Origin of the sequence: Nocardia sp. NPDC047038 (assembly GCF_040644075.1) — a bacterium.
Classification (GTDB): domain Bacteria; phylum Actinomycetota; class Actinomycetes; order Mycobacteriales; family Mycobacteriaceae; genus Nocardia; species Nocardia sichangensis.
In genome coordinates, this window is record NZ_JBEYVQ010000005.1 from 407256 (window position 1) to 430671 (window position 23416).

Consider the following 23416-nt stretch of genomic DNA (forward strand, 5'->3'; position numbering starts at 1 on the left):
TCAGATTCCCAATGGAGCGGCCAGCGTCGGCCACGAATCCTTCAGCGCGTCCTCCCAATAACCCCAGGAATGGGTGCCTTCCGGGCGGAAGTTGTATCGCGCGGGGATTCCGAGGCTGTCCAGCCGGTCTTTCATGTTGTGCGAGCAGTAATTGGTGGCCGCTTCGATCACACCGCCGACGACGAGCTGATTCGCGAAACCCCACGGACCGTTCAGCGAATATTTCCCGCCGTATCGGTCGTAGACGCCGGGCATGCCATTTCCACTGGCGATGTAGATGGATTTTCCACGCAATCCCTCCGCCTGCACGTAGGGATCATTGGCCACCCATTGCGGGCCGCCCGCGGGCCCCCACATGTTGTCCAGTTCCGCGAGACCCCATTCCTCGACGGTCAGCCGGACGAACTCACGGCCGACCGGATCGCTGGTCTGCGCGCAACCACTGTATGCGGCGACGCCGGAGTACAGGTCACCCGTGGTCGCGGCGAGCGCGAGTGTCGTGGTCCCCGACATCGAGAACCCCGCGAGGGCATTGCGCCCGCTGGTCCCGAGATACGAGTCGATCAGCGGAGGCAGTTCGCGGCTCAGGAAGGTCCGCCACTTCTGGCGCCCCAACCTGGCGTCGTCCTTCTCCCAGTCCGCGTAGTAGCTGAACATGCCGCCGATCGGCGTGACCGCGTGCACGTTCTTGTCCGCGAGGAATTGCATCGCGTCGGTCTTCGTGGCCCAGGTCGAGCCGTCGATGCCACCGGCAGCGCCGAGCAGCAGATACAACACCGGCCGGGGAACGCTCGTGTCCGCGGCGCGCTGCACTTCCACCGGAATATCGAGATCCATGGCAGCGGAATGCACCGTCAATGTCAGGTTCCGCGCACTGTGCTCCTGCACGGAAACAATAGAAGACTCCGCGGGCGCGGCCTGGGCCTGCACCGAAACCATTGCCGATGCGGCCGCAGCGCCGGCGACGACCGCCGACAGCAGCAACCGGCGGAGGTGGCTCCCTCTCATGACTCCCCTTATCCCGAATCCCGGAACGCCTCGCGTTCCGAGCTCAGGCTATGGCCTGTCCCGAGCCGTTTCACGACTGAAGTTGCTGGGCCACCGATTCTGGGGGCATGCCCGTGCACCGGAATTCGCGCCGTTTCGAACCGATCCGATTCCGAAATAGCGAGACCCGAATTCCTTGGGCTCGCAGGCGTGGAATAGTTGCGCTTCCGTCGGCCCACCGGATTGAATGCCCCTATGGGTGTCAGCGCGGACCGGGAAGTCGATGTGTGCGTGGTCGGGCTCGGTCCCACCGGACGGGCGCTCGCGCACCGCGCCATGATCGCGGGGCTGTCGGTGACCGCGATCGACCCCCGCCCCGAACGGCTGTGGCCGCCCACCTTCTCCTGCTGGGTGGACGAGCTGCCGCAATGGCTGCCGTCCACGGCTGTCGCGACGACCATCCCGGCGCCCAGAGTGTGGACGAAGACCGAGCATCGCATCGACCGTCCCTACTGCGTGCTGTCCAAACCCGGCCTCCGCGCGGCGCTACCGCTCGATGACGCCACCGTCGTCGCGGGCCGCGCCACGCGGGTGGACGCGCACGAGGTCGAACTCGCCGACGGCACGGTGCACCGGGCGGCGGCGGTGTTCGACACCCGTGGGCTGCCCCCGCTGGGACGCCGCCGCGGGGCGAGCGCGCACGGCATCTTCGTCGACGCCGAGGCGGCCGCGCCGATGATCGCCGAAGGCGAGGGCCTGCTGCTTGACTGGCGGCCGGAGAACGGCGCGGGCCCGGACGAGCCGCCGTCGTTCCTCTACGCGGTGCCGCTCGGCGACGGCACGGTGATCTTCGAGGAGACCAGTCTCGGTCTCCAGGGCGGCATGCCGCAGCACGAACTGCGCAAGCGCACACTCGCGCGCCTCGCCGCGCACGGCATCCGGCTCACCGGCGACGAACCGAGCGAGGCGGCGCACTATCCACTCGACCAGCCGCCGCCACGCACCGGCAAGGCGCGCGCGATCGCGTTCGGCTCGCGCGGCGGCATGATGCACCCGTGCACCGGGTACAGCGTCGCCGACTCACTGGCACTGGTCGACACCGCGATCACCGCGCTGTTGGAAGGCCGCGACCCCATCGCCGCGCTGTGGCCGCCGCGCGCACGGCTGGTGTATTGGATGCGGATGCGCGGCCTCTACGGCCTCGGCAGACTCACCACCGAGCAGTCCATCGCCATGTTCGACGCGTTCTTCAGCGCCACCCCGCGTGGTCAGCGCGCCCTGCTGTCCGCGCACGACGACTACACGGCGCTGGGCGCTGTGCTGTTCGGCACGGTCGCGCATACCTGGCCGTTCCGCTGGCGTTACGACCTGGTCGGCTGGGCCAATCGGAACCGCTGGCTGGACTACGAGTTCGCCGAACCGCGCGAAGACGCCGAACGCCGGGTCCGATGATCCGAACCCGGCGCACGGTGACGGCTGGTGGCTACGGCCCCGTTTCCGCGGCCCGCCGGTATCCCCTGATCGCCGGGTAGGCGAAGACGACGATCATCCCGAGCGTCCAGGCGAGCGTCTCGAGCAGCGGGTCGGCGACCGCACCGCCGTAGGACAAACCGCGCATCGCATCGATCGCGCAACTCATCGGCTGATGCGCCACCACGTCCTGCAACCAGATCGGGTAGGCGAAAACCGGAACGAAACCCGAGTTGAAGAACATCAGCAAGGTGCTGATCATGCCGATGATGTTCACCAGCATCACGCCCTCGGACACGGTCGCAAGCGCGGTGACCAGGACGGCGAAGGCCACCCCGAACAGCACCGGGATGCCGATCAACGCCAGCGCCGCGACCGGTCCCTGATCGAAGCGGAAACCGAGCAGCAGACCGACCGCGACGACGAACACCGTGGTCACCAGGACACGGATCGCCTCGGCGAGCAGCCGCCCGGTGAATCCGGCCGCACGGTGCACCGGCATCGTCCAGAACCGGCCGAGCAGCCCGGTCATCTTCTCGGTCTTGAAGCCGAGGGCGCTGACCACCGCCCCGGACATCGCCGCGACCAACGTCAACAACGGGACCGTGCCGTACACGGCGGGCATGCCGGTGGCCCCGGAGACGGGCTTGTTCAGCACGATGTAGAACATCACCAAGGTGAGCGCGGGATACACCAGCGTCTGGATGGTCGTCGCCGGATCACGCGCCCAGACCAGCAGCAGCCGCTTGCACTGGATCAGGCTCTGCACCACCCAGGTGACCAGCGAGCCTTCCGGCCTCGTCCGGACGACGGGCAGGGGTTCGGCCGGGCGTCCCTCGAACACCTCGGTCTGCGGCGCGGTGCGCTCCACGGTCGATTCCACCGAACTCATGACCGCCTCACACTCGCCCAGATCGCCAACGGGGTGAACACCGCCGCCAGCCCGATCAACCACACCAGCGGAACCCACAGCACGTGCCAGGTCACGCCGTCGGCCGCCATGTCGCGCAGCGCGAAGGAGAACTGGGAGATCGGCTGATTGCGCACGAACGGGCGAATCCATTCCGGGAAGTTGCGTTCCGGCACGAACCCGCAGGAGAGCATGCCGAAGATCAGCGTCGGCAGCGTCAGCGCCTGACTCAGCGACTCCGGGCTCTTGGTCAGACTGCCGAGCCCGTCGGCGCCGACCGCGAGCACCGTGCCGACCGCGAGAGAGAACGCGCAGAACAGCACGGCCTGCCCGACGCCTGCGACGAAGCGGAAACCGATCAGGTACCCGAACAGCACCGCGGCGGTGAGCGAGGTCACCGACCGGACCAGCCCGGCGCAGATGCGCGAGGTGAACGGCACCAGCGTGCCGATCGGCATGGTCTGCAGTCGGGTACTCAGGCCGGTCATCGCCTCGAACGCGGCCAGCTGCGCGTTCGACATCATGGTGAAGGCCATGGTCTGCAACACGATGATCGGCATGACGTACTGGGCGTAGTCGACGCCCTGGATCTTCATCACGTAGCGCAACGGCAGATAGAAACCGAGGGTGAAGATCAGCGGCGTGACCGCGGCGACGATCAGCTCGCCCTTGGTCGCCATGGTGCGGACGATGCGGCCGGTCAGCGCGCGCCACTGCGCGAACGACGACAGCCGCGCCGCGGGCAACTCGGCGAACAGCGTCACCTCGGCCTCGGTGTGCTCCGGGGCGGTCGCAGCGGTCACGCTCGCCCGCCCGAGTGGCCGGTGATGGACAGGAACACGTCGTCGAGCGAGGGGCGGCGCAGCGCGATGTCGGCCAGCTCGACACCGGCGCTGTCGAGCCTGCGCAGCGCCTCGGTCAGCGTGGCGGCGCCTTCCGGCGCCGGGATGGACAGCCGGTCGCCGCCGTCGATGTCGGCCAGCACCGCGGGCGGCACCAGGTCGCCAAGGGCGTACGCGGCGGTGCGCAGTTTCTTCTGATCCAGCGGGACGACCTCGCAGTAGCTGCCGCCGGTCTTCTCCTTGAGTTCGTCGGCGGTGCCCTCGGCGATCACCGTGCCCTTGTCGATCACGATGATGTTGTCGCTGAGCACGTCGGCTTCCTCCAGGTACTGCGTGGTCAGCAGCACCGTGATGCCCTGCGTCTTCAGCGCGGTCACCAGGTCCCAGACGCCCTGCCTGCTGCGCGGGTCCAAGCCCGTGGTCGGCTCGTCCAAGAACACCACCTCGGGACGCACCACCAGCCCGCAGGCGATGTCCACGCGGCGGCGCATGCCGCCCGAGTAGTGGCGCACGGCCCGGCGGCCCGCGCTCACCAGATCGAATTCCTCGAGCAAGGTGTCGGCGCGCTTGCGGGCCGTGGACTTGCCCAGGCCCATCAGTCTGCCGAACAGCTCGAGGTTCTCCCGGCCGGAGAGGTTCTCGTCCAGCGCCGCGTACTGGCCGGTCATCATGATCGAGCGGCGCACGCCCGCCGGGTCCTTCGACACGTCGTACCCGGCCACGACGGCGGTGCCGGAGTCGGCACGCAGCAGCGTGGAGAGGACCTTCACCATGGTCGTCTTGCCCGCGCCGTTCGGCCCCAGGATGCCGAGGACGGAAGCGCGTTCGGCGACGAAGCTGACGCCCTGCAGTGCGTGCACATCGCCGAACGACTTGCGAACGTCCGTTACCCGGACCGCAGGCTCACTCGCATGCGAATCCGCTTGGTTGGAACTCGGCATCAACTCTCCACTATCGGCCGGTACGGCGACCAGGTCGCCCGAGCGCGGGCGCACGCTCGGATTGGTGATCCGTCGCGCTCGGCGTGATGTTACCGGCCCGATCGCCCGGGCTGCCGCGTCGCGTGAGGTACCCGCACCAGCGTGCGCCCATTGTGTCCTTACTCACATTTTCCGCTGCCCGTTCGCCGTGCGGAGAATCGGCGCTGGTGAGCGCGATCCGATCCGGACACCGAGGCCGCGGCCGAGCCTTGTCGGCCCGCTGCGCCAGACCATAGTCTGCTTTGCGGGGGAAAACACTCACTCGTCCACGGATGTGGCCCCGCTGAGCGGTCCGCACGCCGGTTTCGACACTGCGAGAGGTGATCATGGCCGAGTCCGCGCAGTCACGGTTGGCGGCGCGTCCGGGAGGAACGGGCCGAACGAACGTCCTGACGTCCTACGACCCGCGCACCGGCGAGGTCGTCGGCAACTACGCCGTGATGAGCGCGGGCGAACTGAATCGCGCCGTGCGAGCGGCTCGCTCCGCCGAAAAATGGTGGGCCGAACTCGGATTCAGCAGCCGGAAGCGGTGGCTGCTGGACTGGAAACGCGAGATCGCCCGGCGCTCGGGCGAATTGGTCTCCCTGCTGTGCGAGGAGACCGGGAAGCCGGTAGCCGACGCCGCGATCGAGGTGATGCTCGCGGTGGAGAACCTCGACTGGGCCGCGCGCAACGCGGGCCGCGCACTGGACCGGCGGCGCATCGGTTCCAACTGGCTCACCCGCAATCAGCGGGCCTCCGTCGGGTATCTGCCGCTGGGCGTCGTCGGCGTGCTCGGCCCGTGGAACAACCCGGTGTTCACCCCGATGGGTTCGATCGCCTACGCGATGGCGGCGGGCAACGCCGTGGTGTTCAAGCCGCACGAGCTGACCACCGGCGTCGGCGTGTGGCTGGCCGACAGCTGGTCCCGGCTCGCACCGAACCAGCCGGTGCTGCAAGTGGTTACGGGTGACAAGGCCACCGGCACCGCGCTGTGCCGCGCGAAGGTCGACAAGATCGCCTACGCCGGCTCCGAAGCCGGTGCGCGCGAGGTGATCTCGGTATGCGCCCAGACCATGACGCCGGTCGTCGTGGAGCGCAGCGGCAAGGGCAGCATGGTCGTGCACGTCGACGCGAAACTCGACGACGCCGCCGAGGCCGCCGTGTTCGGCGCGATGGCCAACGCCGGGCAGAACGCCACCGGCATCCAACGGGCCTACGTCGCCCAATCCGTCTACGACCGCTTCCTGGAGTTGGTCGCGGATCAGGCCCGCAAGCTGCGGCCGGGCGCGGACCGGAAGGCGTCCTACGGCCCGATGATCATGGAGTCCCAGATCGAAGTGGTGCGCAGGCAGGTGCGCGACGCGGTGGCCCGCGGCGGCCGCGCGGTCGTCGGCGGGCTGGACTCCATCCGCGATCCCTACATCGAGCCGATCGTGCTGGCCGAAGTGCCGGAGGAGAGCACCGCGATCACCGGCGAGGGCATCGGCCCGGTGCTCATCGTGAACAAGGTGGCGAGCATGGACGAGGCCGCCGAGCGGATCAACGCGGTGGGCACCGACGTCGCGGTGTCGGTGTTCACCAGGGACGTGCACGAGATCGAGGCGTTCGCCGAGCAACTGCGCGCCGGGGTGGTGACCATCAACTCCTCGACCGCGTACGCGGGCATTCCCGCGCTGCCTTTCGGCGGTGTGGGCGAATACGGCCAGGGCCACAGCCACGGCGACCAGGGACTACGAGAGTTCAGCCGGACCCTGGCCATCACCCGCAAGCGGTATCAGGCGCCGGTGAATCTGTCCACGTTCGACCGGCACCCGCGCCATCTCCGCCTGGCCAGAACGATCTTCCGGATCCGGCACGGCCGCCGCCCCTGAGCGGCGCGCCCACGCGTACCTCCGCCTTCGCTACGGCCATGCGCTGCCTACCTCCGCCTTCGCTGCTTGCAGCCATGCACGGGGTTAATGGCGGGCATCGTCCGGCTGTGCGTTATCGGCGAGCAGCACCGCGTCCATCAGCGCGGTGACGCGGGCCAATTGCGCGGGCCGGGAATCGAATCGGATCAGCCTGCCCACATCGATCACCTGACTGATGGCGGCGTGCACCCGGAAACGCGCTTCCACCGGGTCGCCGTCCAGCAGGTTGGCCCATTCCAGCACGTTCTGCCGCTGGATGGCGCGCAGCTTGTGCTGCTCGGCCTGCGGCAGGTTGCCGAACTCGGCGTAGTACACCGCCATGATCTCGGGCATGGCGAAACTCAGTTTTGCGTAGCGGTCGGCCACGTTGCGCGCGGCGTCCGCCCGGCTCGTGGCTTCGGCCAGCGCCTCGGTGATCGCGATGGCCAGCCGGTCGCCGGTGCGGTGGAACGCCGCGGCGAGCAGGTCGGCCTTGCTCGCGAAGTACCGGTACACGCTGGAGGCGTTGATGCCGACGGCGGCGCCGATCTCCTCGATGCTCGCCTCGTGATACCCCTGCCTGCCGAAAATCCGGATGGCTTCGGTGAGCAATTGTTCGCGCTTGGAGATCACCGGGATGCCGCGCACGGGCGGGCCGGGATCCGGTTCGGCGGGCGCGGGAGGCAGTTCGGTGCGCAGGATGGCCCAGGACATCTGACGCAACAGCGGAAGCAGCCGAGCGCTCGAGAGTGCGGTGCGGTGCGCGGCGATGCTGGCGATCGCGCTGAGCACGCCCGCGGCCAGCATCGCCACGTCCGCGGGCGGCGCCTCGGGTCGCAGCAGCGCGATCGGCGCCGCGAGGGTGTTGTTCAGGTCGTCGTAGATCTTCTTGATCCGGACACGGTCGTCCCGCTCGAGATAGCGCCGCTCCCAGCGGTAGAGCCCGGCCTCGCGGCGGATGTCGACGGTGTGCTCGCTGATCGCGCGGATCAGCGCGTCGGCGCGCCGCACCGGGTCCAGCCGAGTGTCGTCGGCCCCCTCGGCGACGTTCAGCAGGTGTTGCGCGCCCTCCTCCGCGGCGGCGACCAGCAACGCGTACTTGTTCGTGAAATGCCGGTAGAGGGCGGGACCGGAGATGCCGACCTCGGCGGCGATCTCGTCCACACCGACCGGGTAGTACCCGCGTTCGCTGAACGCGCGGGCGGCCGCCCGGATGATCTGTACCTTGCGGTCCTTCGGACGGCGGCGCACCGACGGCGCGCCCTCAGCGCTCGCCCGCCTGCCCGGTTCGGGGCGCGCGGGAGCGAGATCGACCTCGCTGCGATCCGCGACCATGCACCTCTCCGTTCTCCGGCGGCGCTGGTTGACAGCGCCCGACAATGGAACCTAAGTTAACCACAATTCGCAAAGTTAACCACTATTCACGGCCTGGCGTCCGGCGAATTGCAGCTTAGGAGCAAACGTGAGCAACAACGATTCCGCGGCCCCGGCCGCCCCCTCCGCCGCGAAGTTCACCGCGGTCCAGGACGGCAAGGTGCTCCGGATCACGATCACCAACCCGAAGCGGAAGAACGCCATCGACTACGACACCATGGTCGCGCTCGGGGACGCCTTCCGCGCGGCGGCGGACGACCGCGCGGTGCGGGCGATCGTACTGACCGGCGAGGGCGGCGATTTCTGCACCGGCGCCGATCTCTCGGCGAGCGCGGACGAGGCGCAGCGGGGCATCACCTCGGACATGGTGATGGACGCGGCGAACCGGCTGGTGCGGGCCATCGTCGACGCGCCGGTCCCGGTGATCGTGCGCATCCGCGGCGCCGCGGCGGGCGTCGGCGTCGGCATCGCGCTGGCCGCCGACCTGGTCTACGCGAGCGAGGACTCCTACCTGCTGCTGGCCTTCATCAACATCGGCTTGATGCCCGACGGCGGGGCGGCCGCGCTGGTGGCCGCGGCGGCGGGCCGCCCGCTGGCGGCGCGGATGGCACTGCTCGGCGAACGGCTGCCCGCCCAGGAAGCCGCGGCCGCCGGTCTGTTCACCGCCGTCGCGCCCGACGACGAACTCGACGCCGCGGTCGAGGCCGGGGTCGAGAAGATCGCCACGGGCCCGCGCCGCGCGCTGGAACTCACCAAGCACGCGCTGAACCAGGCCACGCTGACGGCGCTGGACGGGGCCCTGGCCGCCGAGAAGGCGGGGCAGACCGAGCTGCTGCGCTCCCCCGATTTCATCGAGGGCGCCACCGCCATGCTCAGCAAGCGCAAGCCCGTCTTCGCCGACTGATCAGCCCGCCGGAACGTAGCTACCGACAGGCGACTATGTTCATCGGCTATGACTTACCTGGTTACCGGGGCAACTGGGTTCATCGGTCGTTTTCTCATCCCTGAGCTCCTGAAACGCGAGGGTGACATTCACGTGCTGGTTCGGCCGGGCGACGCCTCGGCCGACCGGTTCGCCTGCTGCGCGCAGGAATGGGCGGGCGGCGACCGCGTCCGTCCGGTGCGCGGCGATCTGGGCGCCCCGGGGCTCGGCATCGATCCGACCTGGCTGGCCCGGCATCGCGGCGCCATCGAGCACGTCTTCCATCTGGCCGGAGGCTACGACCTGACCGAGCGCGGCGGCGGGACCAGGCACCTGGTCGACGTCGCCGAGGAGCTGGGCGTCGGCTTGCTGCACCACGTCTCGACCGTGGAGGTGGCCGGGTCCACCGAGGGCCTGTTCACCGAGGACATGTTCGATCACGGGCAGGCGCTGGCCACCCCGATGCAGCGAGCGAAGTTCGAGGGCGAGCGGATCGTCCGGGAATCGTCGCTGCGCTGGCGGATCTATCGTCCGTCGATCGTGATCGGGCATTCCAGGACCGGCGAGATCGATCGGATCGACGGCCCGTACTACTTCTTCCGCCTACTGCGCATGGGCGCGCAGCTGCCGAGGCTGCTGCCGGTCCTGGTGCCCAAACTGGGCGAGACCAACATGGTCCCGGTGGATTTCGTGGCTCGCGCCCTCGATCACATCGCGCATCGCGCCGGCTCGGACAAGATCACCTATCACCTGGTGGATCCGCGCAGGCAGAGCGCGGTCGACGCGCTGAACCTGTTCGCCGACGAGGCGGGCGCGCCACATCTGGTCGAGGTGATGCCCAAGCGCACGTTGGACATGATGTTGCGGGTCCCCGGCGCGAACTGGCTGCTGCCCCGGGTCGGTGTGCCGCTGGACGTGCTGGAGCACAGTGAATTCGCCTGCTGGTTCGACTGCAGGCACACCAGCGCGGCCCTGGCGGGCACCGACATCAGGGTTCCGCCGTTGGACGCCTACGCACCACGGATCTGGAAGTACTGGATCGAGAACTGGGTCTGATCGGCGCGCCGCGCCGCGCGGGCTACCGCCCGGTGACGGTGAGATAGATCAGGGCGGCATTGAGCAAGGAGATGATCGCCGCGACCGTCCAGGCCAACGCGGTGGTCACGCGATGGTTGACGTCCGCGCCCATCAGCGTTGGGTCACTCGTGAAGCGCACCAAGGGAATCAGCGCGAACGGGATGCCGAACGACAGCACCACCTGGGAGATGATCAGCGCGCGGGTCGGGTCGATCCCCAGCGCAAGGACCACGATGGCGGGGATCAACGTGATCAGCCTGCGTGTGATCAGTGGGATTCGCCGGTGCAACAGGCCCTGCATGATCATCGCGCCCGCGTAGGCGCCGACCGACGTCGAGGCCAGGCCGGAGGCGAGCAGGCCGATCGCGAGCAGCAGCGCGGCGGCCGGGCCGAGCACGTCGCCGACGGCCGCGTGCGCGTCCTCGATGGTCTCGACGTTTCGGCCGCGCAGGGTGTTGGCCGCCATGAGCAGCATGGCCAGGTTCACCGTGCCCGCCAAGATCATGGCCAGCCCGACGTCGACCTTGGTGATCCGCAGCAGCCTCGCGCGAAGCGGCCCCGGCGCCGGTTGCCCGTGCCGGTCGCGGGCCAGGCCGGAATGCAAGTAGACCGCGTGCGGCATGACCGTGGCGCCGATCATGGCGGCGGCGAGCAGCACGCTCTCGGTGCCCTGGAAGCGCGGCAGGAGACCGCCCACCGTGCCCCCGGCCGACGGCGGGGCGATGACCACGCTCGCCAGGAATCCGATCGCGATGATCATGAGCATCCCGGTGATCACCCGCTCGAACGGCTGCTGGCCGCGACGGTCCTGCACCAGCAGCAGAACCATCGACACCGCGCCGGTGATCACGCCGCCGACCAGCAGGGGCAGGCCGAACAGCAGATGGAGCGCGATGGCGCCGCCGACCACCTCGGCCAGGTCGGTGGCGATCGCGACCGTCTCCGCCTGGCCCCAGTAGGCCAGCCGGACCGGACCGCTCGCCTTCGCGCGCACCGCCTCCGGCAGCGACCACCCGGTGACCAGGCCGAGTTTGGCCGAGAGGAACTGGACCAGCCCCGCCATCACGTTGGCCAGCACGATGACCCAGACCAGGAGGTAGCCGAACTGCGCGCCCGCGCTGATGTTGGACGCGACGTTGCCGGGATCGACGTACGCGATGGCCGCGACGAACGCGGGCCCCAGCAGAACGGTCGCGGCACGCGCGCGCCCGGTGACGGACTTGGTCGACTCGACCAACGTAATACCCACGAACTGAATTTTACGGGTTCCCGAACTTTTTTGTGAAGGTTACCCCATAAAGACGACCGCCTGGTCGCGCGACAGCGGCGACCAGGCGGTCGGAGGAATCTTGCCGGTCGGTCCCGGCTCGATTCGGATCAGATACCGAGCCCCTTCGCGAGCACGGGCCACGACAGCTGGAATTCGTCGCGCCAGTAGCCCCACGAGTGGGTGCCCGAGTCGCGGAAGTTGTAGGTGGCCGGGATGCCCAGCTGGTCCAGCTTGTTCTTCAGGTTGTGCGTGCAGTAGTTGGTGCCCGCCTCGATCACGCCGCCGATGACGATCTGGTTGGCCAGACCGTATGCGCCGGGCAGCGCGTACGGACCGTTGAGCGTGTCGTACTGGCCGGGCAGGCCGTTGCCGGTGGAGATGTAGAGGTCGAGCCCGCGCAGTCCCTCGGCGTTCACGTACGGGTCGTTGGCCACCCAGTCCGGCGAGCCTTCCGGACCCCACATGTTGTCGGTGTTGCCGCCGCCCCAGGTCTCGACGGTCAGCTTGACGAACTCGGAGCCGACCGGGTCACTGGTCTGCGCGCAACCGCTGTAGGCCGCGGCCGCCCTGTACAGGCCCGGCTTGGCGATCGGCAGCGCGAGCACCGTGGTGCCCGAGGTGGACAGGCCCGCGATGGCGTTCACGCCGTTGGTGCCCAGCGCGCCGTCGACCAGCGGGGGCAGCTCCTCGGTGAAGAAGGTCTTCCACTTGTTGCGGCCGAGTACCGGGTCGTCCTTGATCCAGTCGGTGTAGTAGCTCCACTTGCCGCCGATCGGCTGGATCACGTTGACGTTCTTGTCCGACAGGAACTGCAGCGCGTCGGTCTTCGCCTGCCACGAGGCTTCGTCCTCGCCGCCGCCCGCGCCGTTGAGCAGGTACAGCGTCGGACGCGGCACGGAGGCGTCGGCCGGGCGCTGGACGTCGATGATGACCTTCTCGTCCATCGCCGCCGAGTACACGTACAGCCGGATGCTGCGCGCGTCCTTGTACTCGGCCTTGGTGATACGCGAACCGTCCGGGGCGACCGGGTTGCCCAACAGAGTCTTGGAATCGATGATCGGATCAGCTGTCGCGCTGGACGCGCCGAGACCGGTCATCATCCCCGCGAGCACCGCGGTTGCCGCGATGGCGGCCGCGGCCCGCAGGCCACCGCGCCGGCTCTGTCGACGTATCAATTTCGCACCTTCGCTTCGTCTCGAGATTCGCTCTGCATGCCCCACACGCCGGGGTGGATGCCCAGGCATCCCGCCCGACCATACGGCCTATGTAGTCGTCACAACAGTGGACTTCGTTACCGCACCGTTGCCCTATCATGCCGGAACGGTGTCGGCTCGATCATGACCGCCCCATGTTCCGTGTCGCTTCCCACCCCGGGGGATCGAGCAACTCGGACAATCTGGGACCTATCTGCGCGAGCGCTTCCGGCGATGTCATCTGATCGTGCGAGACACCGACGGGATGATCGTCCACCCGGCCGTCGACATAAGGTTGCCAGCCGGCCGCCGCGGTGTCGTGACCGGCCGCGCTGAAGTAGTCCAATCGGCCCCGGAAGACGTCCGGCCGGTGCTCGGCGATCAACTCGGCCGAGCGCACCGCGCTGCGGTAGATCCGGCGCACCCGGTCCGGGGTGAGCACCGCCATGTCCGGCGGGATGGTGGCGTGCAGCGCGGCCAGCGCGTCCTCGCTCAGATCGTGGACGTCGCCCTCGCCGGGCAGCAGGGCGTCCGCGCCGATGCCGAGTTCGGCCAGCGCCTCGCGGATCGCCGCCCGGAAATCCGTGACGTCGATGTCGGGGTGACTGTCGAGCATGGTCAGCAGGCCGATCTCCTCGCCGGCGGCCTGCAGTTCGGTCGCCACCGCGTGCGCCAGCACACCACCGAGCGACCAGCCGAGCAGCCGGTAGGGCCCGTGCGGCTGCACCGCGCGGATCTCGGCCACGTAGCGGTGCGCCATCTCGAACAGCGACTCCGGCAGGTAGCCCTCTTCGGTGAGCGCGGGGGACTGCAGGCCGAAGATCGGCGTGCCTGCGGGCACGTAGCGCGCGAGGCCCGCGTAGCACCAGGACAACCCGTACATCGGATGCAGGCAGAACAGCGGCTCGGCGGCGGCCACGTCGTGCGGCACCATGGTGCGGATCGGCAGCAGGACGCCGAGCGCCGCGTTCGAGTCCTGGTCGTAGTCGTGATCGTCGGCCAGCGCGGCCATGATCCGGGCCGCCAGCGCCGCCGGGGTCGGGTCGGTGAAGAACCACTGCACCCGCACCTCGGCGCCGGTGAGCGTGCGCAGCCTGCTGACCGCCCGCGTGGCGACCAGCGAGGTACCGCCGAGGCCGAAGAAGTCGTCGTCCATCCCGACCCGATGCGCCGGGCCGGGTTCGAGGACCTCGTCGAACACCTCGAGCACGGTCCGCTCCAGCGGCGTGCCCGGCGCGCGGTACGGACGCGCCACCAACGGCGGCGCGGGCAGCGCCTTGCGGTCGAGTTTGCCGCTGGCGTTGAGCGGAAGCTCGGCGAGCGCGACGACAGCCGAGGGCACCATGTACGACGGCAGCGCGGCGCGGGCGTGCGCCGCCAACGCGGCTTCGTCGAGGGTCGTCCCCGGCGCGCCGACGACGTACGCGACCAGCCGATCGCCGGTGGCGCCACGCACCACCGAGACCGCGGCGTGCCGCACCTGCGGCTGACTCGTCAGCACGGCCTCGATCTCGCCGAGTTCCACGCGCTGGCCGCGCAGTTTGACCTGGAAGTCGCTGCGGCCCAGGTATTCCAGCGCGCCGTCGTGCCAGCGCACGATGTCCCCGGTGCGATAGAGCCGGGTGCCGCCCGCATGGGCGACGAAACGCTCGGCCGTCAGGGCCGGGGCCCCGAGATAGCCGCGCGACAATTGCGCACCCGCGACGTACAACTCGCCCGCCGCGCCCAGCGGCACCGGCTGCAACTGCCGGTCGAGCACGTGCACGCGGGTGTTGGCCGCCGGGATGCCGATCGGAACCGCCGCCGCGGCGGTGTCGCGCACGGGATGGCCGGTGACCACGGTGGCCTCGGCGGGGCCGTACCAGTTGATCAGCTCGGCGCCCGGCACGGCCGCGGCGAACTTTTTCGCGGTGGCCCCGGACAACGCCTCGCCCGCGGCGAACACCCGGCGCAGCGAGGGGTACGCCACGATCGAACCTGCCACCGGATCCGAGAACGCGTCCAGCATCGACGGCACGAAATGCGCCGTGGTCACCGCGTTGTCGACGATGACGCGGGCCAGATAGGCCGGGTCACGATGCCCGTCGGGCGCGGCGATCACGATCGACGCCCCGGTCTGCAACGGCCAGAACAACTCCCAGGCGGAGATGTCGAACGTGATCGGCGTCTTGTGCAGCACCACGTCGTCGCCGCCGTGCGGGTAGGCCGACTGCGCCCAGCGGAACTGATTCACCATCTGCCGGTGCGTGATCATCACGCCTTTGGGGTGGCCGGTGGAGCCGGAGGTGTAGATGACGTAGGCGACGGTGTCCGGACGTACCTCCTCCTGCGGCCAAGGACCTTCGTACGGAGGCAGATACAGCGTGTCCACGGCGACCACCGGCACGCCGGTCGCGGTGTCGAACGCGTCCGCGGTGGTGGTCAGAGCGCAGATCGGGGCGGCGCTGCCGAGGACGTACTCGCTGCGTTCGGCCGGGTGGTCCGGGTCGATCGGGACGTAACCGCCACCGGCGCGCAGCACCGCGTAGATCGCGACGACCAGGTCGATGCCGCGCCGCATGGCCACGGCGACCAGCGTCTCCGGGCCGACGCCCCAACGCATCAGCTCGACGGCCAAGGACCGGGCGCGCGAGTCGAGTTCGGCGTAGGTGAGCGTGGTGTCGCCGAAGCGGACCGCCGGCGCGTCCGGCGTGCGCGCCACCTGCGCGTCGAACAGGGAGGTCAACGTCGCACCGTCGAGCAGTTCCGGCGCGTCGGTGGCGTTGTGCGCGGCCAGCTCGGCGCGCTCGGCGTCCAGCAGCACGTCGATATCGCCGACGCGCGCCTGAGGAGTGGTCACGAAGCGGCCGATCAGCGCCGAGAGCCGCTGCGCGAGCGCGAGCGCCGCCGGTTCGTCGATGACGTCGCGCAGGTACTTCACCGAGACGCGCAATTGGTTGTCCAGCACCACCATGACCGTGAACGGGTAATGGGTGCCGTTGACCGCGCCGACGCCGGTGACGCTCATACCGTCGATGGCGCCCGCCCGGTCCAGGCCCTCCCGGTCCACCGGGAACGACTCGAACACGACGAGCGAGTCGAACAGCCCCTCCACGCCGACGGCTTCCTGAATGTCGCTCAGCCCCAGGTAGTGATAGTCCAGCAGGGCGGCCTGCTCGGCCTGTAGCTGCCGCAGCAGCCCACCCAGCGTGCCGGTCGGGTCGAGCCGCACCCGCACCGGGATCGCGTTGAGGAACAGGCCGACCATCGCCTCGACACCGTCCAGCTGGGGCGGCCTGCCGGACACGGTGGCGCCGAAGACAACGTCGTCACGGTCGGCGGTGCGACCGATCAACAGCCCCCAGGCCGCCTGCACCACGGTGTTCACCGTGACGCCCAGCCCCGACGCGAGCCGGGTCAGCGCGGTGGTGTCGGCCGGGGACAACTCGAACCCGACTTCGCCCACGCCCGAGGCGATCTCGCGGCCGGGATCGACCGGCCCCAGCGGCGTCGGCTCGGTGACACCGGCCAGCGCGGCGCGCCACGCGGAACGGGCCGCTTCCGCGTCCTGAGCGACCAGCCAGGCCAGATAGTCGCGGTAGGACGGCACCGAGGGCAGGTGCCGGGATTTGCCGCCGAACGCGTACAGGGTGAGCAGATCCTTCATCAACAGCGGCATGGACCAGCCGTCGACGAGGATGTGGTGACTGGTCACCAGCAGGTGGTAGCGGGCCGCGGCGGAGCGGATCAGCGCGAACCGCAACAGCGGCGCGGTCCGCATGTCGAAGTGGTCGGCCAGATCCGCCGCCTTGATCCGCTCCAGTTCGGCTCGGGCCGCGTCGGGTTCCAGCTGACCCAGATCGATCAGTCGCCACGGCACCTCCAGCGAATCCTGCACGATCTGTACGGGCTTGCCCTCGCTGTCGTCGGCGAAGGCGACGCGCAGGTTGTCGTGCCGGTCCAGCACCGCTTGCGCGGCCGCGCGCATCCGGCGGGCGTCCACCGCGCCGCTGAGATCGAGCACGAACTGGGTGGTGTAGACGTCCACCGAGCGCTCCGCGAGCAGGGCGTGGAACAACATGCCCGATTGCAGCGGGGTGAGCGGCCAGGCGTCGGACAGGTCGGGGTAGGCGCGGGCGAAGCGGTCGATGTCGGGCTGTTTGAGCCGCACCAGCGGGAAATCGGAGGGGGTGTAGCCGCCCGCGTCCGGGCGCAGTCCGTGCTCGGCGAGGCCGCCGAGCGCGCGGATCCAGTGCTCGGCGAACGTTTTCGCGTCCTCACCGCGGAACGCGGCGGCGGCGAAATCGAACCGGGCGAGCAGGCCGTCGTCGGTGGCGTCGACGGTCAGTACGAGCAGCAGGTCGTCCGACGGGATGTCGGTGTGCACGCGCGCCGGACGCAGATCCCGGTAGCGCAGCGCGAACCGGCCACGCCCGAGGCCACGCAGCTCGGCGGCGGTCTCGGCATTGAGATGGCGCAACAGGCCGTAGCCGACACCGCGCGAGGGCACCGACCGGCGCAACTCCTTGATCTGCGCGATCGCGATGCCCGCCGCCGGTCCGCCGATCAGGGCCTCATCGATGTCGATCCGGCTCAACCGCAACGGCAGCGGATATTCGGTGACGAAGCCGCCCACCGTGCTCGCCCCATCGGCGTCGGTGGCCGCGCGACCGTCGGCGGACAGCCGGACGACCGAACCGATGGCGCGTGTGACGGTCTCTCCCGCGGAGGTTTGCAGTGCCAGCGCCAGCGCGGTGAGCAGGATGTCCTCCACCCCGGCGTGGTAGGCCTCGGCGGCCGCGGCGACGGCCGCCGCACCCTCCGCGGTGATGGTGAGCGATACCCGGCTGCGTGCGTGCAGATCCCGTCCCTCGGTTCCCGCGCCCTCCGGGACGGAGCCGAGCGCTAGTCGCCACCAATCCATTTCGGCGACGGTGACCGGATCGTGCGCCTTGGCCGAGAGGGCGCGGATGAGCACGCCGAGGTCGGTTTCGGCGCTCGCGGGCGCGGCGTGGCGCGCCCGCTCCCACCGTGCGGTGAGCTGGTCGACGACCGCCCGCCAGGAAACGTCGTCGATGACGAGGCTGCTGGCCACGACGATCAGCGTGGAGCGAGCCTCGGGTCCGCCGGTGAGCACGAAGTAGATGTTGCGGCCCTGTTCGGGGTCGAGGGCGGCCGCGACCGCCTGCACCACGTCATCGATGGGCAGCGAAGTCTCGCCGCGCTGCGGGTCCAGCCTGCGGAACGCCTCGCCGGTGCGTTCGGCGGCGGCGGGAATGCGCAGCACCGGCGTGCCGTCCTCGCCGTAGCGCAGCTGTACCCACAACATCGGATGCTGCTCGAGCACTGCGGCGACCGCGCCGTGCACCGTCTCCACGGAGCAGGTCTCGGGGATGTCGAGCGCGATGGCCCGCACTTCGATGCCTTCGTCCAGCATTCGCGCGGCGTCCGGCGTCAGCGGTAGTTCGCCCGCCTCGTCACCGGGGCCGCCGCCCTCCACCGCGGCGGCGCGGGCCAGCGCGGCGACGGTCCGGCATTCGAAGACGTCCCGCGGCGCGAAGGTCACACCTCGTGCGCGCGAACGGGAGACCACTTGGATGGACACGATGCTGTCGCCGCCGAGGGCGAAGAAGTCGTCATCGATCCCGACCCGTTCGAGACCGAGCACCTCGCCGATCACCTCGGCGATCACCAGTTCGGCGGGGGTTCGCGGCGCGCGGTAGGCGCGGAGGGCCGGCTCGGGCGCGGGCAGCGCCTTGCGGTCCAGTTTGCCCGCTGGGGTCAGCGGAATCGCGTCGAGCACGGCGACCGCCGCCGGAACCATGTACTCCGGCAGTCTGCGTCCGATCCGTTCGGTCAGCACGGACGGGTCGGCCGTCGCTCCCTCGGCGGGTAGCACGTACGAGACCAGCATGGTGGCGCCCGAACCGGTTTCGCGACCGAGTGTCACGGCGAAGTCGACTTCGGGCTGGGCCGTGAGCGCGGCGTCGATCTCGCCGAGTTCGATGCGGAAGCCGCGCACCTTGACCTGGAAGTCGTTGCGGCCCATATACTCCAGGACCGGCGCACCGCCACCGCGGCGCCAGCGCACCAGGTCGCCGGTGCGGTAGAGACGCTCGCCGGGCACGCCGTACGGGTCCGCCACGAAGCGAGCGGCGGTCAGTGCCGAGCGCGCGTGATAGCCGCGCGCGAGCTGGATGCCGCCCAGATACAACTCGCCCGTGACCCCTTCTGGCACCGGGCGCAGCCTGCTGTCGAGCACCAACGACCGCATCCCGCGGATCGGTCCGCCGATCGTGACCGGTTCGCCGGGCCGGAGCGGGTCGCTGATGTTGGTCATGATGGTGGTTTCGGTCGGCCCGTAACCATTGTGGAAATCGCGTTCGGACACGGTCGTCCACTTGGCCGCCAGATCGGCGGGCACCGCTTCGCCGCCCGCCACGACGGCCCGCACCCCCGGCAACGCGTCCGGATCGAGCGAGGCGAGCACCGACGGCGTGAGGAAGGCGTGCGTGACGCCTCCGGCGCGGATCAGCTCGGCCAGTTCCGCGCCACCGAAGGTCGACGGCGGCGCAACCACGAGCACGCCCGCGGAACCCAGCGCGAGCAGCAGTTCCAGCACCGACGCGTCGAACGAAGGCGAGGCGAACGCCAGGGCACGGGTGGAACTGTCGAGCCGATAGCGCTCCACCTGTTCGGCGCTGAAATTCGCCAGGCCTTCGTGGGTCACCACGACGCCCTTCGGCACGCCGGTGGAGCCGGATGTGTAGATCACATACGCGGCGTTGCTCGCGCGCAGCGGTCCGCGCAGCTCGTCTGGCCGCAATGGGTTATCCGAGCGCACTGCGACGTCGAGGGTGAAGTCCTGATCGTCCAAGGCGAGCCAGCCGCCGGGCAGGGGCAGGTTGTCCAGTTCGGCGGTGAGCGTCACGCCGAGTGCTACGCCGGAGTCCGCGACCATGCGCGCGACGCGGTCGGCCGGATAGGTCGGGTCGATCGGAACGAACGCCGCCCCGGTCTTGGTCACCGCCCACAGTGCCAGCACGGATTCCACCGAACGACGGATCGCGATGGCGACCGGCACTTCCGGTCCCGCGCCGCGGTCGATCAGCGCACGCGCCAATTGCGCCGAAGCCGCGTCGAGTTCTGCGTAACTGAAGGTGCGGTCGTCCGCGACCACGGCGATTCCGGCCGGATTCCCGGCGACGGCCGCGGCCATCAGTTCCGGCAGCGTGCGCGTCGGCACGGCGGGTGCGCCGGTACGGGCGATCAGCTCCGCGCGCTCGGAGTCGTCCAAGATCTCCAGATCGCCGACGGCGGTCTCCGGGCGCTGGGCGACCGCGGACAGGATGCGACGGAACCTGCGGCCGAACTCGACCACGGTCGCTTCGTCGAACAGGTCACGAGCGTAGGTGAATTCGGCGGCCAGGCCGGCTTCCGCACCGGATTCGGCGCGCTGCTCGCGCACGGTCAGCAGCAGGTCGAACTTGGCGGTGTCGGCGGCCGGGTCGAGCGCGGTGAGGCTCAGGCCGGGTAGCTCGAAGCCGGTCGCGGACAGGTTCTCGAACGACAGCGCCACCTGGAACAGCGGATGGCGACCGGCCGAGCGTTCGGGGGCGAGCACTTCGACCAGCCGCTCGAACGGGATGTCGGCGTTGGCGAAGGCGCGCAGGTCCGTTTCCCGCGTGCGGGCCAGCAGTTCGGTGAAGCCGAGACCGGGCGTGACCCGGCTGCGCAGCACCAGCGTGTTGACGAACATGCCGATCAGGTCGTCCAGTTCGGCTTCGCCGCGGCCCGCGACGGGCGTGCCGATGGCGATGTCCTCGGTGCCGGACAGACGAGCCGATAACACCGCGAACGCGGCGTGTACCACCATGAACAGCGTGGCGTTGTGCCGCCGCGCGAGATCGGCAAGCGCGGCGTGCACGTCGGCCTCGATGACGAAATCGGCTCTGCCGCCCGCGAAGGACTGGGCGGGCGGGCGCGGCCGGTCCGCGGGCAGGTTCAGCTCGTCGGGCAGGTCGGCGAGTTCGGTAGTCCAGTAATCCAATTGCTCGCCCGCCGGCGACTCGGGGTCGTCGTCGGGGCCGAGCGCGTCGCGCTGCCAGAGCGCGTAGTCGGCGTACTGGATGGGCAGCGGGGCCCAGGACGGCTCCTGGCCGCCGGTGCGCGCCACGTAGGCCAGCATCAGGTCCCTGGTCAGCGGGCCCATCGACCAGCCGTCGGCGCTGATGTGGTGGGCGACGAAAACCAGCACGTATTCGGTGCCCGCGAGCTGGAACAGCTTCGCGCGCAACGGCGCCTCGACCGTCACGTCGAAGCCCGCGGCGACGACCCGCTGAATCTCGCCCGCGACGTGCTCGTCGCCGATCTGCACGGGAGCCAGATCCACCGCAACCTCGTGCGGAGCGAGGACCCGCTGTACCGGGCCGTCCGGCGTCTGCGGGTAGATCGTGCGCAGGATCTCGTGACGGGCGACGAGGTCGGCGACGGCAAGCCGCAACGCGGCCACGTCCAGGTCGCCGGACAAGCGGATAGCGGCCGAGATGTTGTAGACCGAGGCCGAGGTGTCGAACTGGTTGAGGAACCACATGCGCTGCTGCGCGAACGACAGCGGGATGCGGTCCGGACGCGGACCCGCGACGAGCGGGATACGTTTGCGTTCACCGGAGCCCCGCTCGACCTTGATCGAGAGTGCGGCGACGGTCGCTGCCTCGAAGATCGCGCGGACCGGCACACGCGTGTCCAGTGCCGCCCCGATACGCGCCGCGACCTGCGTCGCCAACAGCGAATTACCACCAAGCGCGAAGAAATCGTCATCCGCGCCGACACGCTCCACCCCGAGCACCTCGGCGAACACCGACGCCACGATCTCCTCGATCGGAGTCGACGGCGCACGGAAGGCTTGAATCTCGAACTCCGGCTCCGGCAGCGCCTTGCGGTCGAGCTTGCCGTTGACGTTCAACGGCAACGCATCCAACACCACGAACGCCGACGGCACCATGTACGACGGCAACCCAGCAGTGAGCTCGGACTTCACCCGCGCCACATCGACACCGGCCTCGGCATCCGCAGCCACCAAGTAGGCCACCAACCGGTCACCCGTCTTCGGATCCGACTTCGCGATCACCGCCGTCTGCGCGACCTCCGGCAACGCGAGCAACGCTGCTTCGATCTCACCCAGCTCGATACGGAAACCACGAATCTTCACCTGGAAGTCCGTACGACCCCGATATTCCAGTTCGCCGGTGCTCGTCCACGCAACCAAATCACCAGTGCGATACATCCGCGCACCCGGCTCGAACGGATTCGCCACGAACCTATCCGCCGTCAGATCCGCACGACCGAAATAGCCACGCGCCAACTGCGCACCAGCCAAATACAACTCACCCGACACACCCACCGGCACCGGACGCAAACGACCATCCAGCACGAACACCCGGCTGTTCCACACCGGCCCGCCGATCGACACCGACATCTCGTCAGCGAGCGTCACCCGATGGCTGGTGATCGACACCGCCGCCTCGGTCGGACCGTATAGATTGAACAATTCCGTACGCGGACAGTCGCGTAGGAACCGCTGCGCCACCGAACCGGGTAGGGACTCACCGATCGCCAGCACCCGCCGTGGCGACCAGTCGTCCGCCGCAGGCCGGTGTGCCGACAGCGCCGCCAGCATCGACGGCACCACGTGCAGGGTGGTGACCGATTCCCGCACCATCAGGTCGTGCAGATACGCGGGGTCCCGATGACCATCCGGCGCGGCGATCACCAGACGGCCACCGCGGACAGCGGCCGACCAGAACTCCCACACCGACAAGTCGAACGTGGCCGCCGTCTTCAGCAGCACCGAGTCGTCCTGCGTCAGCTCGAACTCGGCCGTCTTCCATAGCAACTGGTTCACGACCGCCGCGTGTGGCACCGCGACGCCCTTCGGGCGTCCGGTCGAACCCGACGTGAAGATGACGTAGGCCGTGTTCTCCGGCCGTAGGGGCACGCCCCGCTCGGAGTCGGTGAGCGGCACGCTCGCGACCGCGGTCAGTTCCAGATCTTCGAGCCGCACCACCGGCGCGACATCGGTATCGAAGTCCGACTCCGCGTTGCTCAGCACACACACCGGGGCGGAGACGGAGAGGATGTAGTCGGTCCGGTCCGCGGCTTGGTCGGGGTCGACCGGTACATACGCCCCACCGGCCTCGGCCACCGCGTACATCGCCACGACCAGATCCACTGATCGGCGGAACGCGAGCGCGACCCGGGTTTCGGGGCCGACGCCCACCGAGATCAGGTAACGGGCGAGGCGGTTCACCCGGGCGGCCAGCTCGGCGTAGCTCAGCTCGACGCGGTCGCCGCCGGATAGGTCCGCGACCAGCGCGACGGCTCCCGGCGTCGCAGCGACGGTCCGGCGCAGTAGCGATGCCAATGTGGCGGGCTCCACCGGATGGGCGGTGTCGTTCCACGCGGTGAGCACGTCGGTGCGCTCGGTGTCGGCGAGTAGGTCGAGATCGCCGACCGGAACGGTGGGATCGGCGACCACGGCG

General features: G+C 69.4%; 12 protein-coding genes. 4 read left to right on the forward strand and 8 right to left on the reverse strand.

Annotated features, from left to right (window positions below; all coding sequences use genetic code 11):
- The gene (locus tag ABZ824_RS21135; RefSeq protein WP_356964874.1) at positions 1-1008 is read right to left on the reverse strand and encodes an alpha/beta hydrolase family protein; all 1008 of its coding nucleotides are present in this window, start codon (positions 1006-1008) and stop codon (positions 1-3) included.
- A gap of 234 nt (positions 1009-1242) precedes the next feature.
- On the opposite strand from ABZ824_RS21135, the gene ABZ824_RS21140 reads away from it, so the two are divergent.
- Complete coding sequence (locus tag ABZ824_RS21140; RefSeq protein ID WP_356964875.1) at positions 1243-2439, forward strand: lycopene cyclase family protein; 1197 nt, start codon at positions 1243-1245, stop codon at positions 2437-2439.
- 31 nt (positions 2440-2470) lie between these two features.
- On the opposite strand, the gene ABZ824_RS21145 is transcribed toward ABZ824_RS21140, so the two are convergent.
- The 3 genes from ABZ824_RS21145 to ABZ824_RS21155 are packed head-to-tail and all read right to left on the reverse strand — an operon-like array spanning position 2471 to position 5150.
- The gene (locus tag ABZ824_RS21145) at positions 2471-3349 is read right to left on the reverse strand and encodes an ABC transporter permease (protein WP_356964876.1); all 879 of its coding nucleotides are present in this window, start codon (positions 3347-3349) and stop codon (positions 2471-2473) included.
- Positions 3346-4131, reverse strand: a complete 786-nt coding sequence (locus ABZ824_RS21150) for an ABC transporter permease (protein ID WP_355076316.1) — start codon at positions 4129-4131, stop codon at positions 3346-3348. Before ABZ824_RS21150 ends, ABZ824_RS21145 begins: the two co-directional genes overlap by 4 nt.
- Before the next feature lie 35 nt (positions 4132-4166).
- The gene (locus ABZ824_RS21155; protein ID WP_355076010.1) at positions 4167-5150 is read right to left on the reverse strand and encodes an ATP-binding cassette domain-containing protein; all 984 of its coding nucleotides are present in this window, start codon (positions 5148-5150) and stop codon (positions 4167-4169) included.
- Positions 5151-5515: 365 nt separating this feature from the next.
- On the opposite strand from ABZ824_RS21155, the gene ABZ824_RS21160 reads away from it, so the two are divergent.
- Positions 5516-7042, forward strand: coding sequence for an aldehyde dehydrogenase family protein (locus ABZ824_RS21160; protein WP_356964898.1), 1527 nt, complete (start codon positions 5516-5518; stop codon positions 7040-7042).
- A gap of 84 nt (positions 7043-7126) precedes the next feature.
- Here ABZ824_RS21160 and ABZ824_RS21165 read toward each other — a convergent pair whose 3' ends face one another.
- Positions 7127-8395: a helix-turn-helix domain-containing protein gene (locus tag ABZ824_RS21165; protein ID WP_356964878.1), complete on the reverse strand. Its 1269-nt coding sequence runs from the start codon at positions 8393-8395 to the stop codon at positions 7127-7129.
- A gap of 127 nt (positions 8396-8522) precedes the next feature.
- Here ABZ824_RS21165 and ABZ824_RS21170 point away from each other — a divergent pair, with 127 nt between their 5' ends.
- The gene (locus ABZ824_RS21170; protein ID WP_356964879.1) at positions 8523-9338 is read left to right on the forward strand and encodes an enoyl-CoA hydratase-related protein; all 816 of its coding nucleotides are present in this window, start codon (positions 8523-8525) and stop codon (positions 9336-9338) included.
- A 48-nt stretch (positions 9339-9386) separates the two neighbouring features.
- Positions 9387-10412 carry an SDR family oxidoreductase gene (locus ABZ824_RS21175; RefSeq protein ID WP_356964880.1) on the forward strand — a complete coding sequence of 342 codons (1026 nt, stop codon included), beginning with the start codon at positions 9387-9389 and terminating at the stop codon, positions 10410-10412.
- Positions 10413-10434: 22 nt separating this feature from the next.
- Here the strand turns inward: ABZ824_RS21175 and ABZ824_RS21180 are convergent, their stop codons facing one another.
- From ABZ824_RS21180 to ABZ824_RS21190, 3 genes are all read right to left on the reverse strand, one after another.
- Entirely contained in the window at positions 10435-11676 is a 1242-nt protein-coding gene (locus ABZ824_RS21180) for an Nramp family divalent metal transporter (RefSeq protein WP_356964899.1), read from the reverse strand.
- Positions 11677-11810: 134 nt separating this feature from the next.
- On the reverse strand, positions 11811-12800 hold the full coding sequence (locus tag ABZ824_RS21185; protein WP_355076310.1) for an alpha/beta hydrolase family protein: 990 nt from the start codon (positions 12798-12800) through the stop codon (positions 11811-11813).
- 238 nt (positions 12801-13038) lie between these two features.
- The gene (locus ABZ824_RS21190) at positions 13039-23346 is read right to left on the reverse strand and encodes an amino acid adenylation domain-containing protein (RefSeq protein ID WP_356964881.1); all 10308 of its coding nucleotides are present in this window, start codon (positions 23344-23346) and stop codon (positions 13039-13041) included.
- Positions 23347-23416 lie beyond the last annotated feature (70 nt).